This window comes from Streptomyces sp. NPDC088725 (assembly GCF_044751305.1).
Taxonomy (GTDB): domain Bacteria; phylum Actinomycetota; class Actinomycetes; order Streptomycetales; family Streptomycetaceae; genus Streptomyces.
On sequence record NZ_JBIVLO010000005.1, the window covers coordinates 236195 to 250433 of the forward strand.

Annotated in this window: 11 protein-coding genes; 7 read left to right on the top strand and 4 right to left on the bottom strand. The window is 71.6% G+C overall.

The window, feature by feature from the left end:
- Positions 1 to 41: 41 nt before the first annotated feature.
- The 3 genes from ACIP6N_RS14465 (at position 42) to ACIP6N_RS14475 (ending at position 3700) form a co-directional block, all read left to right on the top strand.
- Positions 42 to 1043, top strand: a complete 1002-nt coding sequence (locus tag ACIP6N_RS14465; RefSeq protein ID WP_401815594.1) for an EamA family transporter — start codon at positions 42 to 44, stop codon at positions 1041 to 1043.
- Positions 1044 to 1315: 272 nt separating this feature from the next.
- The gene (locus ACIP6N_RS14470; protein WP_401815596.1) at positions 1316 to 2893 is read left to right on the top strand and encodes an AMP-binding protein; all 1578 of its coding nucleotides are present in this window, start codon (positions 1316 to 1318) and stop codon (positions 2891 to 2893) included.
- A gap of 33 nt (positions 2894 to 2926) precedes the next feature.
- Positions 2927 to 3700 (top strand): enoyl-CoA hydratase family protein, encoded by a 774-nt coding sequence (locus ACIP6N_RS14475; protein ID WP_401815598.1) that lies wholly within the window; start codon positions 2927 to 2929, stop codon positions 3698 to 3700.
- A gap of 75 nt (positions 3701 to 3775) precedes the next feature.
- Here the strand turns inward: ACIP6N_RS14475 and ACIP6N_RS14480 are convergent, their stop codons facing one another.
- Positions 3776 to 4876, bottom strand: a complete 1101-nt coding sequence (locus ACIP6N_RS14480) for a citrate synthase 2 (RefSeq protein ID WP_401815600.1) — start codon at positions 4874 to 4876, stop codon at positions 3776 to 3778.
- 302 nt (positions 4877 to 5178) lie between these two features.
- Here ACIP6N_RS14480 and pdxH point away from each other — a divergent pair, with 302 nt between their 5' ends.
- Positions 5179 to 5841 (top strand): pyridoxamine 5'-phosphate oxidase, encoded by a 663-nt coding sequence (gene pdxH / locus ACIP6N_RS14485; RefSeq protein WP_401815601.1) that lies wholly within the window; start codon positions 5179 to 5181, stop codon positions 5839 to 5841.
- Between the two features lie 470 nt (positions 5842 to 6311).
- A complete protein-coding gene (locus tag ACIP6N_RS14490) occupies positions 6312 to 7868 on the top strand; it encodes a PAS domain-containing protein (RefSeq protein WP_401815602.1) in 1557 nt (518 codons plus the stop codon).
- A gap of 447 nt (positions 7869 to 8315) precedes the next feature.
- On the opposite strand, the gene ACIP6N_RS14495 is transcribed toward ACIP6N_RS14490, so the two are convergent.
- From ACIP6N_RS14495 to ACIP6N_RS14505, 3 genes are all read right to left on the bottom strand, one after another.
- Entirely contained in the window at positions 8316 to 9863 is a 1548-nt protein-coding gene (locus tag ACIP6N_RS14495; RefSeq protein ID WP_401815603.1) for a SulP family inorganic anion transporter, read from the bottom strand.
- A gap of 73 nt (positions 9864 to 9936) precedes the next feature.
- Complete coding sequence (locus ACIP6N_RS14500) at positions 9937 to 10518, bottom strand: carbonic anhydrase (protein ID WP_401815604.1); 582 nt, start codon at positions 10516 to 10518, stop codon at positions 9937 to 9939.
- Positions 10519 to 10800: 282 nt separating this feature from the next.
- Positions 10801 to 11556 (bottom strand): SIS domain-containing protein, encoded by a 756-nt coding sequence (locus ACIP6N_RS14505; RefSeq protein WP_401815606.1) that lies wholly within the window; start codon positions 11554 to 11556, stop codon positions 10801 to 10803.
- Positions 11557 to 11779: 223 nt separating this feature from the next.
- On the opposite strand from ACIP6N_RS14505, the gene ACIP6N_RS14510 reads away from it, so the two are divergent.
- Together ACIP6N_RS14510 and ACIP6N_RS14515 are read left to right on the top strand one after the other, a co-directional pair.
- Positions 11780 to 12472, top strand: a complete 693-nt coding sequence (locus ACIP6N_RS14510) for a metal-dependent transcriptional regulator (RefSeq protein ID WP_401815607.1) — start codon at positions 11780 to 11782, stop codon at positions 12470 to 12472.
- Between the two features lie 415 nt (positions 12473 to 12887).
- The gene (locus tag ACIP6N_RS14515) at positions 12888 to 13742 is read left to right on the top strand and encodes an alpha/beta fold hydrolase (RefSeq protein ID WP_401815608.1); all 855 of its coding nucleotides are present in this window, start codon (positions 12888 to 12890) and stop codon (positions 13740 to 13742) included.
- Positions 13743 to 14239: the final 497 nt, after the last annotated feature.

The following is a 14239-nucleotide window of genomic DNA, read 5'->3' on the forward strand; positions in this document are numbered from 1 at the left end:
CACTGCAATGAACTACGAAACGAACTAGCAGGAGGTCGTCGGTGGAAGAGCCGCGTACCGCTGGCGCTGCCGCCGCCGTCGTACCGTCCGAGACGGTCGGGGCCGTCGGAGCCGCTGACGCCGTCAGCACCGCCGGGGACGGGCGGGGCAAGGGGGCCCTCGGGCCGCTCGCTCTTGTGGTGGCCGGCGGGCTCTCCGTGCAGTTCGGTGCCGCCGTCGCCGTCATGCTCATGCCCCGGGCCGGTGCCCTCGGCGTCGTATCGCTGCGGCTCGCGCTCGCAGCCGTCGTGATGCTGGTCGTGTGCCGGCCGAGCGTCCGTGGGTACTCGCGGTCCGACTGGGTGACCGTCCTCACCTTCGGCGCCGTCCTGGCCGCCATGAACTGCACGTTCTACCAGGCCGCCGACCGCATCCCGCTCGGCGCCGCCGTCACCCTCGAAGTCCTCGGTCCGCTCGCGCTCTCCGTCATCGTCTCCCGCAAGCTGATCAACGTCCTGTGGGCCGTGCTCGCGCTCGCCGGGGTCGTGCTGCTCAACGGCGGGACGTTCGACCGGCTCGATCCGGTCGGTACGGTCTTCGGGCTCACGGCCGGGGTGATGTGGGCCGGATACATCATCTTCAGCGCGCGTACCGGCCGGCGATTCCCGCAGGCCGACGGGCTGGCGCTCGCGATGGTCTTCGGCGCCGTGCTGGCCCTGCCGCTGGGGATCATGGAGTCCGGGTCGAAGCTGCTCGTGCCCTCGACCCTCGGTCTCGGCCTCGCGGTCGCGGTGATGTCGTCCGTCCTGCCGTACACGCTGGAACTGCTGGCCCTGCGGCGGCTGCCCGCCTCGACCTTCGCGGTGCTGATGAGCCTGGAGCCCGCCATCGCGGCGGCGGCCGGATTCCTCCTGCTGCACCAGGCGCTCTCCTTCACCGACTCGCTCGCGATCGCGTTCGTCATCGTGGCGAGCATGGGAGCCGTACGGACGCAGATCGGACGGCGGCCCGCCGGAGGGACGCCCCGGCCGCGGAGCCGTGCGTGGCGGCCGGGGAGGAAGTAGCGCCCGACCCCTCCTCCACGTGCCGCTTGCCCGCGCCCGCCTGCCGCGTTACCCGTTCTTCTGCGCGTCCGACCGCGCCCGCCTGCCGCGTCGCCCGTTCCTCCACCCGCCCACCCGCGCCCGCACGCGCCGGCCCCGGTCCCCGTCGCCGCACGTGAAAGATCCCCGACCGCGCATCCCACTCGTCCCCAGGTCTCCCCAAGTCGCCCTGACGCGGGCGATTCTGGCCCTCCACATCGCGCTCAAGCGCGGCGGAGAGGTCAGGGGTCGTCATGGTTTTCGTCTTCCAGAGCGAGTACGCCGAAGTCCCGGCCGTCGATCAGCCCATCCACGAGGCCGTGCTCGGCCGGGCGGCCGGGTTCGGCGACCTCGTCGCCCTTGTCGACGGCAGGAACGGTACGACCGTCACGTACGCCCAACTCGACGACTACCACCGGCGCATCGCCGCCGCGTTCACCGAAGCCGGGATACGCAAGGGCGACGTCCTCGCCCTGCACAGCCCGAACAACGTCGCGTATCCGGCGGTCCTCCACGCCGCCACCCGCGCCGGAGCGGCCGTCACCACTATTGATCCGCTCTGCACGGCGGAGGAGTTGGCGGACCGGCTGCGCGACTCCGGCGCCCGCTGGATCGTGACCGCGTCGGCGCTGCTCAACGTGGCCCGAAGATCCGCCGAGCTGGTCGGCGGGGTCAAGGAGATCTTCGTCTGCGACCGGGCGTACGGCCACCGGTCCATCCTCGACATGTCCTTGTCGACCGCGCCCCGGACCGCCGTCCCCGTCGACCCCGGCGAGGACATCGCGTTACTGCCGTACTCCTCCGGCACCACCGGCGCCGCCAAGGGCGTCATGCTCACCCACCGCGCGATCGCCACCAACCTCGCGCAGCTCGAACCGCTCACGCCCGTCGGGCCGGGCCACCGTGTCCTCGCGGCGCAGCCGTTCTTCCGTGCCTACGGGCTCACCGCCCTGATGAACGCGCCCCTGCGCCAGGGCGCCACCGTCGTCGTACTGCCGCGCTTCGAACTCGAGCAGTTCCTCTGGGCGATCGACAAGTACCGCGTCAGCGGCCTGTACGTGACTCCGCCGATCGTCCTCGCGCTGGCCAGGCACCCCTCCGTCGAGCGGTACGACCTCTCCTCGCTGGAGTACGTCCTGAGCGCGGAGGGCCCGCTCGACGCGCGGCTCGCCGCCGCCTGCGCGCGGCGGCTCGGGGTGCCGCCCCTGCGGCAGGCGTACGGCATGACGGAGCTGTCGTCCGCCACCCACGTCGTACCGCCGGCCGCCCCGAACCCGCCGCCGGGCGCCGTCGGCAAGCTGCTGCCGGGCACCGAGCTGCGGATCGCCGCGCTCGGCGGCGGGAGCGAGGACGCGGGCGGCGGCGCAGACGGCGAGATACTCGTCCGCGGTCCGCAGCTGATGAAGGGCTACCTCAACAGGCCCGGCGCGACCGCCGCGACGATCGACGCGGAGGGCTGGCTGCACACCGGCGACGCGGGACATGTCGACGGCGACGGCTGGCTCTTCGTGACCGACCGCGTCGAGGCGCTGATCAGGTACAAGGGCTCCCGGATCGCCCCGTCCGAACTGGAAGCCGTCCTCCTCACGCACGAGTCCGTCGCGGACGCCGCGGTGATCGGTGTGGACGACGAGGACGGGAACGAGGTCCCGAAGGCATACATTGTTCGCCGGTCCGGTGCGCAGGCCCTGACGGAGGCCGACGTGATGGCGTATGTCGCCGAACGCGTCGCCCCGCACAAGAAGGTCCGCCGGGTCGCGTTCATCGGCGGTGTGCCACGCGCCGCCACCGGCAAGATCCTCAGGCGCGAACTGCGCGAGCGTCGTGGTTGACGTGAACTGAGGCACAGCGAAAGGGAGAACACGGTGACTCAAGCCTCAACCAGCCGAGCGACCGGATCCGGGCCGCTGGTCACGGCCGCACACGAGCGGGGCGTCACCACCCTGACCCTGGACTCGCCGGCGAACCGCAACGCCCTCTCGGCGCGGCTCGTCGGCGCGCTCGGCGCGGCCCTCACCGACTGCGCCACCGACCCGTCCGTACGGGCCGTGGTCCTCACCCACACCGGCAGCACCTTCAGCGCGGGCGCCGACCTCAAGGCACCGGCCAACCCGTACACGTTCATCGGACTGATGCGGCAGATCATCGAGCTGCCCAAGCCGGTCGTCGCGCGCGTCACCGGTCATGTCAGGGCCGGCGGGCTGGGCCTGCTCGGCTCCTGCGACCTGGCGATCGCGGACCGCGCGACGGCCGACTTCGCGTTCACGGAGGTACGGATCGGCGTCGCGCCCGCGGTCATCTCGCTGCCGCTCCTGCCACGCGTCGAACCGCGCGCGGCCGCCCGTTACTACCTGACGGGCGAGTGCTTCGACGCACGCGCGGCGGCCGCCGCCGGGCTGATCACCGAGGCGGCCCAGGACGTGGACGCCGCGCTCGCCTCCGTACTCGACGGACTGCGCCGCGCCTCGCCGCAGGGGCTCGCCGAGTCCAAGAAGCTGCTCAACGTCGACGTACTGAAGGCCTTCGACGAGTACGGGGAGGACGTCGTCCAGCGCTCCGCCTCGCTCTTCACCACGATGCAGGCGCGCGAGGGCATCGCGGCGTTCCTCGAAGGCAGGGACGCCTCGTGGGTGCTGTGATGCCCACGTGGCTGTGAACTGACGTGCGCCGCACCCGTGTTGTACGCGGGTGCGGCGCCGCCGGTGAGCGCGGACCTACTCCGCGATCTCGCCGTACCCCTCGACTTCACGCGGGTCGCGCGTCCCCGGTCCCACGTAACGCGCCGACGGACGCACGAGACGGCCCGTGCGCTTCTGCTCCAGGATGTGCGCCGACCAGCCCGCCGTACGGGCGCAGGTGAACATCGACGTGAACATGTGCGCCGGGACCTCCGCGAAGTCCAGCATGATCGCCGCCCAGAACTCCACGTTCGTCGCGAGCACCCGGTCGGGCCTGCGCGCGTGCAGCTCCTCCAGCGCCGCCTTCTCCAGCGCCTCCGCGACCTCGAACCTCGGCGCGGCCAGCTCCCGCGCGGTACGCCGCAGCACTCGCGCCCGCGGGTCCTCCGCGCGGTAGACACGGTGCCCGAAGCCCATCAGCCGCTCGCCCTTGTCCAGGGCCTTCTTCACGTACGCGGTCGCGTCGCCGGTGCGCTCGATCTCCTCGATCATGCCGAGGACGCGCGAGGGCGCGCCGCCGTGCAGCGGTCCCGACATGGCGCCGACCGCGCCGGACAGCGCCGCCGCCACGTCCGCGCCCGTGGAGGCGATGACCCGGGCGGTGAACGTCGACGCGTTCATGCCGTGCTCGGCGGCCGACGTCCAGTACGCGTCGACGGCCTTGACGTGCTTCGGGTCGGGCTCGCCGCGCCAGCGGATCATGAAGCGCTCCACGACCGACTGCGCGTTGTCGATCTCCCGCTGCGGGACCATCGGCCGGCCCTGCCCGCGCGCCGACTGCGCGACGTACGACAGCGCCATGACGGCCGCGCGCGCCAGGTTGTCGCGTGCGGTGGCCTCGTCGATGTCCAGGAGCGGTTTCAGGCCCCATACGGGCGCGAGCATGGCGAGCGCGGACTGCACGTCGACCCGGACGTCACCGGAGTGGATGGGGATGGGGAAGGGCTCGGCGGCGGGCAGACCGGGGTTGAACGCCCCGTCGACCAGCAGCCCCCACACGTTCCCGAACGACACCTTCCCCACCAGGTCTTCAATGTCGACGCCCCGGTAGCGGAGGGAGCCGCCCTCCTTGTCCGGTTCGGCGATCTCCGTCTCGAACGCGACGACTCCTTCGAGTCCGGGTACGAAGTCGGACATCAGGCAGCTCCTTCTGAGGTGTACGCGATGCGGGCGTGTGCGGGTGCACGTGGTGCGGTTGTGCGACGGGTGTGCGTGGTGCGGGTGTGCGTGGCGCGGTGGACGTGGTGCGGTCGCGCACCGGTGTGCGGGCGTGCGGAGGGCCCTCGCGGGCCGGACGAGCACCGGCGAGGCAGGAACGATATCCCCTGCCGGAGGAAGGGCACAGGACGGGGGGAAGGGTGACAACTGGCACACTGCCCTCCTTCATCCGGCCAGGATTGGCGGCACCCCGGGTCGGGCAAACTGGCTCCTACGGCAGGATGGCCCACGTGCCTCACGAGACATCGGATCCCGCCGCCATGCGCGAGCAGTACCGCTCCACTCCGCTTCTGGAGACGGATCTCGCGCCCGCCCCCATGGATCAGTTCGGCCGCTGGTTCGAGGACGTCACGTCCTGCCGTCTGCACGAGCCGAACGCGATGGTGGTCTCGACCGCCACCCCCGACGGCCGCCCGTCCTCGCGAACGGTCCTGCTGAAGCGCTACGACGTCCGCGGCTTCGTCTTCTTCACGAATTACTCGTCCCGCAAGGGCCGTGAGATCGGCGCCGATCCGTACGTGTCGCTGCTCTTTCCCTGGCACGCGCTGGGCCGCCAGGTCATCGTCACGGGTACGGCGGCCAGGGTCGGCCGCGACGAGACGGCCGCGTACTTCCGCACCCGGCCGCACGGCTCCCAGCTGGGTGCCTGGGCGAGCGACCAGTCCACGCCGATCGGCACCCGCGAGGAGCTGCTGGAGCGGTACGGGCAACTGGCGGCGCGCTATCCGGAGGGCGAGCAGGTGCCGGTGCCGCCGCGGTGGGGCGGCTACCTGGTGACTCCGGAGACGGTCGAATTCTGGCAGGGCCATGAGAACAGGCTGCACGACCGGCTGCGGTACGTGCGGGAGGGAAACGACTGGCGGGTGGAACGGCTCTGCCCGTAGCCCCCTGACCGCGGCGGGCTCACGAGTGTCGCGTCCCAGTGGCTCGGCCTCGTCTCGGGGGCCGCGTCACTGTGCCCGTACAACGCAGTACCCCGCGGACTCGGGTTCCTCCGAAGAGGAGCCGGCCGGACGTACCGGCGAGTCCGCGGGGCGGTAACTGCTTGGGATTGGCCGGCGCTGCCGGCACCGCACAAAAGAGTGCGACAAACGGGCGTCAGCCCGCAGTCACCTCACGCGTCCGGTTTGCATACATTCGTCAAACCACCTCCCTTCTCGTGTACCTCACACGTTAGGAACGACCCCGGCGTCCGCGCAAGCGAATATCGCGGCCGGGCAAAGATTGTTGTCCGAGAGGATTTCGGGGATCCTTGTGTGTGCTGAGTCACGTTCGAGTTGAATGATGTGATGTGCATCAGCACAGGTGGACGCGCGTCAGCACAGGCGGAGACGTCCCTGCAGGGGGTGCCAGCATGAGTACTTCTCGGAGTAAGACCACCAGCACGGCGGGGCCGGACGAGCCGGCCGCGCCGGAGCCGGCCGAACCGGAGTCCGCCGCGGACGTGGAACCGGCGCGGGACGGCCCCGGGGCCGACCTGCTCGCCGCGCTGCTCGACGGGATGGACGCGGCGCTCTGCGCCTTCGACGCGCACGGCGCGATAACCCACTGGAACCGCGAGGCCGAGCGCATCCTCGGATGGACGGCGGAGGAGGCCGTGGGGCGTCCGGGCTTCGCCGGATGGGCCGTGCGGACCGCCGACGCGGACGAGGTCCAGGCACGGCTGATGTCCGCGATGGACGCGCCGGGGCGGCAGGTCCACGAGTTCGCACTGCTGCGCAAGGACGGCGGCAGGGTGCTCGTACGGACCCAGTCGGCCGGGGTGCCAGGGACGGACGGGAAGCCCGCCGGTGTGTACTGCGCCTTCAGCGAGGTGCACGCGCAGATCGATCTGGAACGGTGCATCGCGCTGAGCGAGGCGCTGTTCCAGGACGCGTCGTGGGGCGTGGTCCTCGTCGACGTCGATCTGCGGCCGACCGTCGTCAACGGGCACGCGGCGCGGGCGCTGGGAGCCGGGCGCACGGCGGTGCTGGGGCGGCCGCTGGGGGAGCTGGTGGTGCAGGGCGTCGAGGAGATCGAGGCCGCGTTCCACCACGTGCTCGCGGACGGTGCGCCACAGGCGCTCGCCGAGCTGTGGGTGAGCGTCCGTACGGCGGACGGCGAGCGGCGGCGCTGCTGGCGCAGCGGGTTCCTGCGGCTGTCCTCGCCGCTCGCCGAGGAGCCGGTGCCGCTGGGTGTCGCCTGGCTGTTCACGGACGTCACGGACGCGAAGCTGGCCACGCAGGAGGCACACCGGCTGCGGTTCCGCTCCAGCCAGCTGCACCGCGCGGGCCGGGCGGCGGCGGAGTGCGAGGACCCGATGGAGGCGGCGACGGTCCACCTGGACTTCGCGCTGGCGGGCTTCGCGGACCACGCGCTGATCGATCTGGTGGTACCGGAGCGGCCGGGCACGCCGTCCGGAGACGGCGCGGGTAAGGACGGCCTCCCGGATTCCGCGTCCCGGCCTTCTTCCCAGCTCTCCTCCTCCCAGTTCTCCCCTCAGGGGTCCTCGTCTTCGGGTCCCTCGCGCCCCGAGGCACCGGTACGGCTCGTACGGGCGGCGGCGACACCGTCCGGCGAGTCCGGACCGAGCATGCCGGTGGTGACGGGTGGTATTCCCGTCCGGTACCGGGAGGGGCATCCGGCGTTCCAGGCGATGGACCGGATCGGGGCCGTCCGCGCGAGCGCGCCGCCCGCCGGGCCCGGCAGCGCCGCGCCGTCCCCGACCTGGGCGGTCTCCCGGCAGTGGCCGCCGGACGCGGTGCACGCGCTGTGCACCGTGCTGCGGTGCCGGGGCAGGTCGCTGGGCGTGGTGACGTTCCTGCGGGGAGCCGGCCGGGCCGGGTTCGAGCGGCAGGACGCGGTGTACGCCGAGGACGTGACGAGCCGCATGGCGGCCTGCCTGGACCTCTCCCGGGCGCTGACGGAGTAGGTCCCCTCACGGGGACCCCGGGACCCCGGGACCGCGAGCCCACGGGGACCGAGACGCCGGGACCGCAGGACTCCGGGACCCCGAGACCGAGATCCCGGAACCCCTGGACTCCGGAACCCCTGGACTCCGGGACCCCGGGACCCCGGGACTGGCGCCCCCAGGACCGCGGAACTCCGGGACCCCGGGGCCCCGGGACCCCGGTCCCGGGACTCCGGGACCCCGGGACGGAGCCCCCGGGACCGCGACCACGGGATGCGACCCGCGCGACCACGGGACCCCAGCCCGGGAACGGGACCCCGACCCGGGACCGTGAGCGACCACGGGACCGCGAGCCCACGGGACCCCGAGCCCACGCCACCGCGTGACCACGGACCGCGAACCCGCGCGATGCGGCGGGGCGGCCCGCGACGCCGGGCGGCGGATGCCACCACCCGGCGCGGTGCCCGGTTACGGGGGTGGTGTCCTGTCCCGGTCGGGCTCCGGCGCTTCCGGCGGCTTGCGGGTCGCGGGCAGTGAGGCGGCCGGCGCCGGAGGCAGCAGCCGTACCGGCTCGGTCTCCGGGTCGTTGTGGCGCAGCGCCCAGTTCTCCAGGGCGATCCGGCACGCGTGGTCGAGGTGGCGAAGCCCGGACAGGTCCAGTTCGATGGGCCGGTCCTGAGGCAGCACCTCCAGCCGTTCCATGACCGGTGGCAGCCGCAGGAACGTCGCGTTGCCCGTGACGGTCACGATCAGTCTGCCGCCGGTCAGTTCATGGACGTCCACCTGGATGTGGGAGGTCTCCCACGCTGTCTTGACCACCGCGAGCAGCAGCCCGAGGAGCACCCCCTCGAAGAGGTTGGTGACGACCACCGCCCCCGTCGTGACGGCGAGGATCACCGCCTCGCCCCGGTGCTCCCGCCAGAGCGGGACCAGCTCCTTGACCGGAACCAGCTTGCAGCCGGCGTGGACGAGGACGCCCGCGAGCGCCGCCACCGGTATGACGCCGATCGCGGCCGGCAGCAGCGCGGCGAACAGCAGCAGCCACAGGCCGTGCAGGACCCGGGAGAGCGAGGTGCGCGCCCCCGCCTGGACGTTGGCGGCGCTGCGCACGATGACCGCGGTCATCGGCAGGGCGCCGAGCGCCCCGCAGACCGTGTTGCCCACGCCTTGTGCCATCAGCTCCTTGTTGTAGTCGGTGCGGGGTCCGTCGTGCATACGGTCCACAGCGGCGGCGCTGAACAGGCTCTCGGCGGAGGCGATCAGCGTGAAGGCGAGCACGGTGCCGATCGCCGACAGGCTGCCCAGCTGGGCGAAACCGCCGGTGCCCGGCGGCTGTACGGAGGCGAACAGGCCGTGCACCTCGACCCTGGCGACGGGCAGATCCGCCAGGATCACCGTCCCGGTGGCGAGGGCCACAGCGGCCAACGGGCCCGGAACCGCGCGTATTCGGGCGGGGAGCTTCGGCCACAGCACGAGGACGGCGACCGTTCCCGCGCCGATGAGGAACGCGGTCAGGGGCGCCCCGCCCGAGGTGATGCCGCCCGCCAGCTCCGGCAGCCCGGCGATCTTGCCGAGGCCGTCACCCGGCGCCGGGGTGTCGGCCATGGCGTAGACCTGGCCGAGGACGAGCACGAGGCCTATCCCGGCCAGCATGCCCCCGACCACGGCGACGGATATGGCCCGGAACCAGCGGCCGAAGCCGAGCGCTCCGAGGGCGAGTTGCAGCAGGCCGGCGATGAGGACGATGGCGCCGAGCGCGGTGACGCCGAACTCCCGCACCGCCTCGTAGACCAGCACGGTCAGCCCGGCCGCAGGGCCGCTGACCTGGAGGGACGACCCTGGCAGGCAGCCGGCGACGAGCCCGCCGACGATGCCGGTGATCAGGCCCAGTTCGGCCGGGACACCGGAGGCGACCGCCACCCCCACGCACAGGGGGAGGGCGACCAGGAAGACGACGAAGGACGCGAGCACGTCACGCCGCAGCACTGAGGGTGGATGTTTCAGGAGACTGGGCACGGTCGCGAGTCCTCGCTGTGCGGTCCGCGTGCGGACGGGGAGTGGGGAGCGGCCTGTGCCGCCGGAGCCGCCGTCACAGCGGTCCGAACTTCCCGCCGGATCCTGGCCGGTGGGCGCTGATCGCGCCGGTGTCCACTTCGTAGTACCAGGCGTGCAGGGAGAGGGAGCCCTCGGCGAGGCGCTCGCGCACGGCCGGATACCCGCGAAGCGTGTCGAGCTGGGTCACGGCGTGGTGCCGCACGGCGGCCGCGAGGCCGTGGGAGAGGGGTGGCGTGGAGACGAGATCCAGCCAGCCCCGCACGGTGGGGACTGCTGACAGATCGTCACCGCGCACCAGGGCGCCCACCGCGCCGCAGTGCGAATGCCCGCACACGACGATGTCGCGGACGCCGAGCACGCGCAGCGCGTACTCGATGGTGGCGGCCTCGCCGCTGGGCCGGTCCGCGTCGTGTCGGGGGACGATGTTGCCCGCCGTGCGGAGTTCGAAAAGCTCACCCGGGCGGGCGCCCGTGATGAGGGAGGGAATGACGCGTGAGTCCGAGCAGGTGATGAACAGCGCCTGGGGCGCCTGTCCCGCCGCGAGTTCTCGGAATTCCTCGGGGCGTTCCGCCACCTGCAGGGAGAAGGAACGGGCGTGGTCGATGAGTGACTTCATGATGGCCTGCCTCCTGCACCCGGGGTCTTGGCCGGGGCGCGGTGTGGTCGGGGCAATGGGGGTGCGTGGATGTGAGGACATCCGAACGTCTCCCACTTTGCCTGATCATTACCTTCGGGCGAAAGATCAATATTTCGCCAAGTAGTCGGCGGATGACGCAAAGTAGTAGCCCGATGTATACGCACAGTAAAGGCCTGCGGGTGCATACCCACAGGCCTTGGCGTCTGTGTCCGTTTTTCGGTGGCGCGTTCGAGTCGTTCTGTCTCGTGCGCCGATGGGTGCTCAGTGCTGGTAGAAGATCCGGTCGCCGTACTCGCTCATCACGCGGGCGTTCCACTCGGTCCCGCCGTCGACATTGCCGGAACGCAGCAGTGGCGGCTCGATGCCGCGCTTCACCAGCTGTTCCGCGGCGGCGGCCATCGTGGCCTGCATCAGCGAGCTGGTGACGACGGTGGAGGCGGGCGCGAACGGCGCCTCGATGCCGTCCGCCGTCAGCTCCGCGTCCCCGATCGCGATCTTGCTGTCCAGGACGATGTCGCAGTGGTCCTTGAGGAAGGTGCCCGACGCGTTCCGCGGCGTCGTGCCCGCCGCGTACGCCACGGACGTCACGCCGATGACCTTCACGCCGCGCTCCCGCGCGTGCCGTGCCATCTCGACCGGCAGCGTGTTGCGCCCGGAGAGGGAGATCACGATCAGTACGTCCCCGGCCGCGAGCGGGGAGCAGTCCAGCACCGTGCTCGCCAGACCCTCCACCCGCTCCAGCGCGGAGCCGAGTGTGGCCGGTCTGACATCGACGCCGACCATGCCCGGTACGGCGAGCATGTTCATCAGCGCGAGACCACCGGCCCGGTAGACGACGTCCTGCGCGGCCAGCGAGGAGTGGCCGGCGCCGAAGGCGAAGAGCCGCCCGCCCGAGACCACGGTGTCGGCGATCGCGGCGCCCGCCGCCGTGATGCTCGCGGTCTCCTCGTCCCGTACGCGCTGGAGCAGGTGGATCGCCGCATCGAAGAACTGACCGGCCAGCTTGCTCTCGCTCATCGCGGAGACCCTTTCCAGGGGGACGGTGGCGCACGTGGGGGGTGCGGGACGCGGGAATGCCCGTGTAGCCGATCACGTTGAGGTCTGGACCATTGCTCTGTCAATACACTTCCCTCCGCGTTCGCGCTCCCGTCGCCTCCGCTCCCTCCGGCGCGGCACGGTTGTCTGCGGGATGCGTCAGAATTGGGGTCAGGGCCAGCGCACGATTTATCGAGGGGACGTAATGTCCGGACTGATCGACACGACGGAGATGTATCTCCGCACCATCCTCGAACTGGAAGAGGAAGGTGTGGTTCCGATGCGTGCCCGGATCGCCGAACGCCTCGACCAGAGTGGCCCCACGGTCAGTCAGACCGTGGCGCGCATGGAGCGCGACGGTCTGGTCCAGGTCGCGGGGGACCGGCATCTTGACCTGACCGACGAAGGGCGCAGGCTCGCGACGCGCGTCATGCGCAAGCACCGGCTCGCGGAGTGCCTGCTGGTCGATGTGATCGGCCTGGAGTGGGAACAGGTGCACGCCGAGGCGTGCCGCTGGGAGCATGTGATGAGCGAGGCGGTGGAGCTGCGCGTGCTCGAACTGCTGCGCCACCCGACGGAGTCGCCGTACGGGAACCCGATCCCGGGCCTGGAGGAGCTGGGCGAGAAGGCGGGCGCCGATCCGTTCCTCGACGCGGGCATGGTCAGTCTGGCCGAGCTCGACCCGGGCGCCGAGGGCAAGACCGTGGTCGTACGCCGGATCGGCGAGCCGATCCAGACCGACGCCCAGCTGATGTACACGCTGCGCCGCGCGGGCGTGCAGCCCGGCTCTGTGGTGAGCGTCACGGAATCCCCGGGCGGCGTCCTCGTGGGCAGCAGCGGCGAGGCGGCGGAGCTGGGGGCAGAGGTGGCGTCGCACGTGTTCGTCGCCAAGCGCTGACGAACTGACTCACCGCCCCGGAAAATGGGGCGGAATGGCAGCGGCCGGACGAATCGCATGCCAGGCTGTCCTTGAGGCGTACGCATATGCCGCTGGGGAGGGAGCTGGGTGATGCGCCCGGTGTCGGTCGTGATGCGAGGAGACGGCTTCGGCGCCTCCCGGCGCCGAAGCCTGTCCTCCCCCAGTACCGACCCGGAGCCCCGAGCTCCCGGGGTCGGCACCCGCGGACCGTCATCCCCGAGCGGTCCGCCTCCCGCAGAAAGATCTCCCCTGGGCTGCGGGCGTCAATCCTTGAGGACTGTCACTCGAACGAGCGGTGTTACGTGGCAGAAGCACTTTTTCGAATAGGAGTTCGATAGTCTGCGATCAAGAAGCTCGGACCAGACCATCAGGACCGAAGGGGGTGCCAGGACGCATGGAGCAGCGCACAGATGTGACCGGAGCCGACGGCGTGAGCCTCGCTGCCTGGGAGTTCACCGGCCCGCCCGAGCGGCGTGAGGACGCCACCGGCGTCCTGCTGCTGCACGGCCTCATGGGCCGCGCCTCGCACTGGGCCCCCACCGGCCGCTGGCTCGCCGAGCGGCACCGCGCGGTCGCACTCGACCAGCGCGGCCACGGCAGCAGCGGCAAGCCGTCCGACGGCCCCTTCGTCCGCGAGGCGTACGTGTCCGACGCGGAAGCGGCGATCGAACAGCTCACCCTCGGCCCCGTCACCCTCGTCGGCCACGCGATGGGCGCGCTGACAGCCTGGCAGCTCGCGGCCAAACGTCCCGACCTCGTACGTGCCCTGATCATCTGCGACATGCGCGCGTCCGCGCTGGGCGCGGCGTCCCAGCGGGAGTGGGAAGACTGGTTCCGCACCTGGCCGGTCCCCTTCCCGACGCTCGACGCGGTACGGAAGTGGTTCAGCGAGGAGGACGCCTGGCTGGAACGCCCCACCCCGGCGCGCGGCGACTTCTTCGCCGAGGTCATGGAACAGCGCGAGGACGGCTGGCGCGCGGTCTTCTCCCGCCGCCAGATGCTCAAGACGCGCGAGACGTGGGTGTACGACGCGCACTGGGAAGAACTGGCCCAGGTCCAGTGCCCCACGCTCGTCGTACGCGGACTCGACGGCGAACTGGGCAGGGCGGAGGCCCAGGAGATGGTCCGCGTACTCCCACGCGGCGAATACGCCGAAGTAGAAGACGCCGGCCACCTGGCCCACTACGCCCGCCCAGAAGCCTGGCGAGCAGCGGTGGAACCGTTCCTGAACGGCGTCCTGACCCGCTAGGACGCCCTCCGGTGCACATCGGGGAGCTGACCCATTCCGTTCGCGCGGTTGGGGCACGAAGGAACGGCTGCCCCGCAGGTGGAAGGAGGCCGTGGCCCTGCTCGTCACCCGAGCGACCGCTGGCCCGCGGGTGGAAGTGGGCCGTGGGGCCCGCCAGTCACCGGAGCGACGGTGGCCCGCAGTGGGAAGGGGGCCGTGGAGGGGTGGTGTCCAGAACGTAAAGCGTGACTTTGCGGCGTGGACACCGCGGGCCCGGTGTCCACTGTGCCTGTACACGCCGTAAATCATGCAGTGGCGGACACTTCCCCTGCACGGAACCCGGCACCAACAGCGACCCCGACACCCCGGCGAACGACGACCCGCGCGGAACCCGACCGACCGCACCCAGCCGCCCGCGCCGGACGGCGACCCCGCGCCGGACAGCGCAACCGCAACGCACAACACCCCCGCCCCGCGCCGGACGGCGACCGCGCGCCGGACAGCGCAACCGCAACGCA

Coding starts and splice junctions, on each gene's coding strand:
- ACIP6N_RS14470 (WP_401815596.1), top strand. CDS start 1,316: ATGGTTTTCGTCTTCCAGAGCGAGTACGCCGAAGTCCCGGCCGTCGAT.
- ACIP6N_RS14480 (WP_401815600.1), bottom strand. CDS start 4,876: ATGTCCGACTTCGTACCCGGACTCGAAGGAGTCGTCGCGTTCGAGACG.
- pdxH (WP_401815601.1), top strand. CDS start 5,179: ATGGCCCACGTGCCTCACGAGACATCGGATCCCGCCGCCATGCGCGAG.
- ACIP6N_RS14490 (WP_401815602.1), top strand. CDS start 6,312: ATGAGTACTTCTCGGAGTAAGACCACCAGCACGGCGGGGCCGGACGAG.
- ACIP6N_RS14500 (WP_401815604.1), bottom strand. CDS start 10,518: ATGAAGTCACTCATCGACCACGCCCGTTCCTTCTCCCTGCAGGTGGCG.
- ACIP6N_RS14505 (WP_401815606.1), bottom strand. CDS start 11,556: ATGAGCGAGAGCAAGCTGGCCGGTCAGTTCTTCGATGCGGCGATCCAC.
- ACIP6N_RS14510 (WP_401815607.1), top strand. CDS start 11,780: ATGTCCGGACTGATCGACACGACGGAGATGTATCTCCGCACCATCCTC.
- ACIP6N_RS14515 (WP_401815608.1), top strand. CDS start 12,888: ATGGAGCAGCGCACAGATGTGACCGGAGCCGACGGCGTGAGCCTCGCT.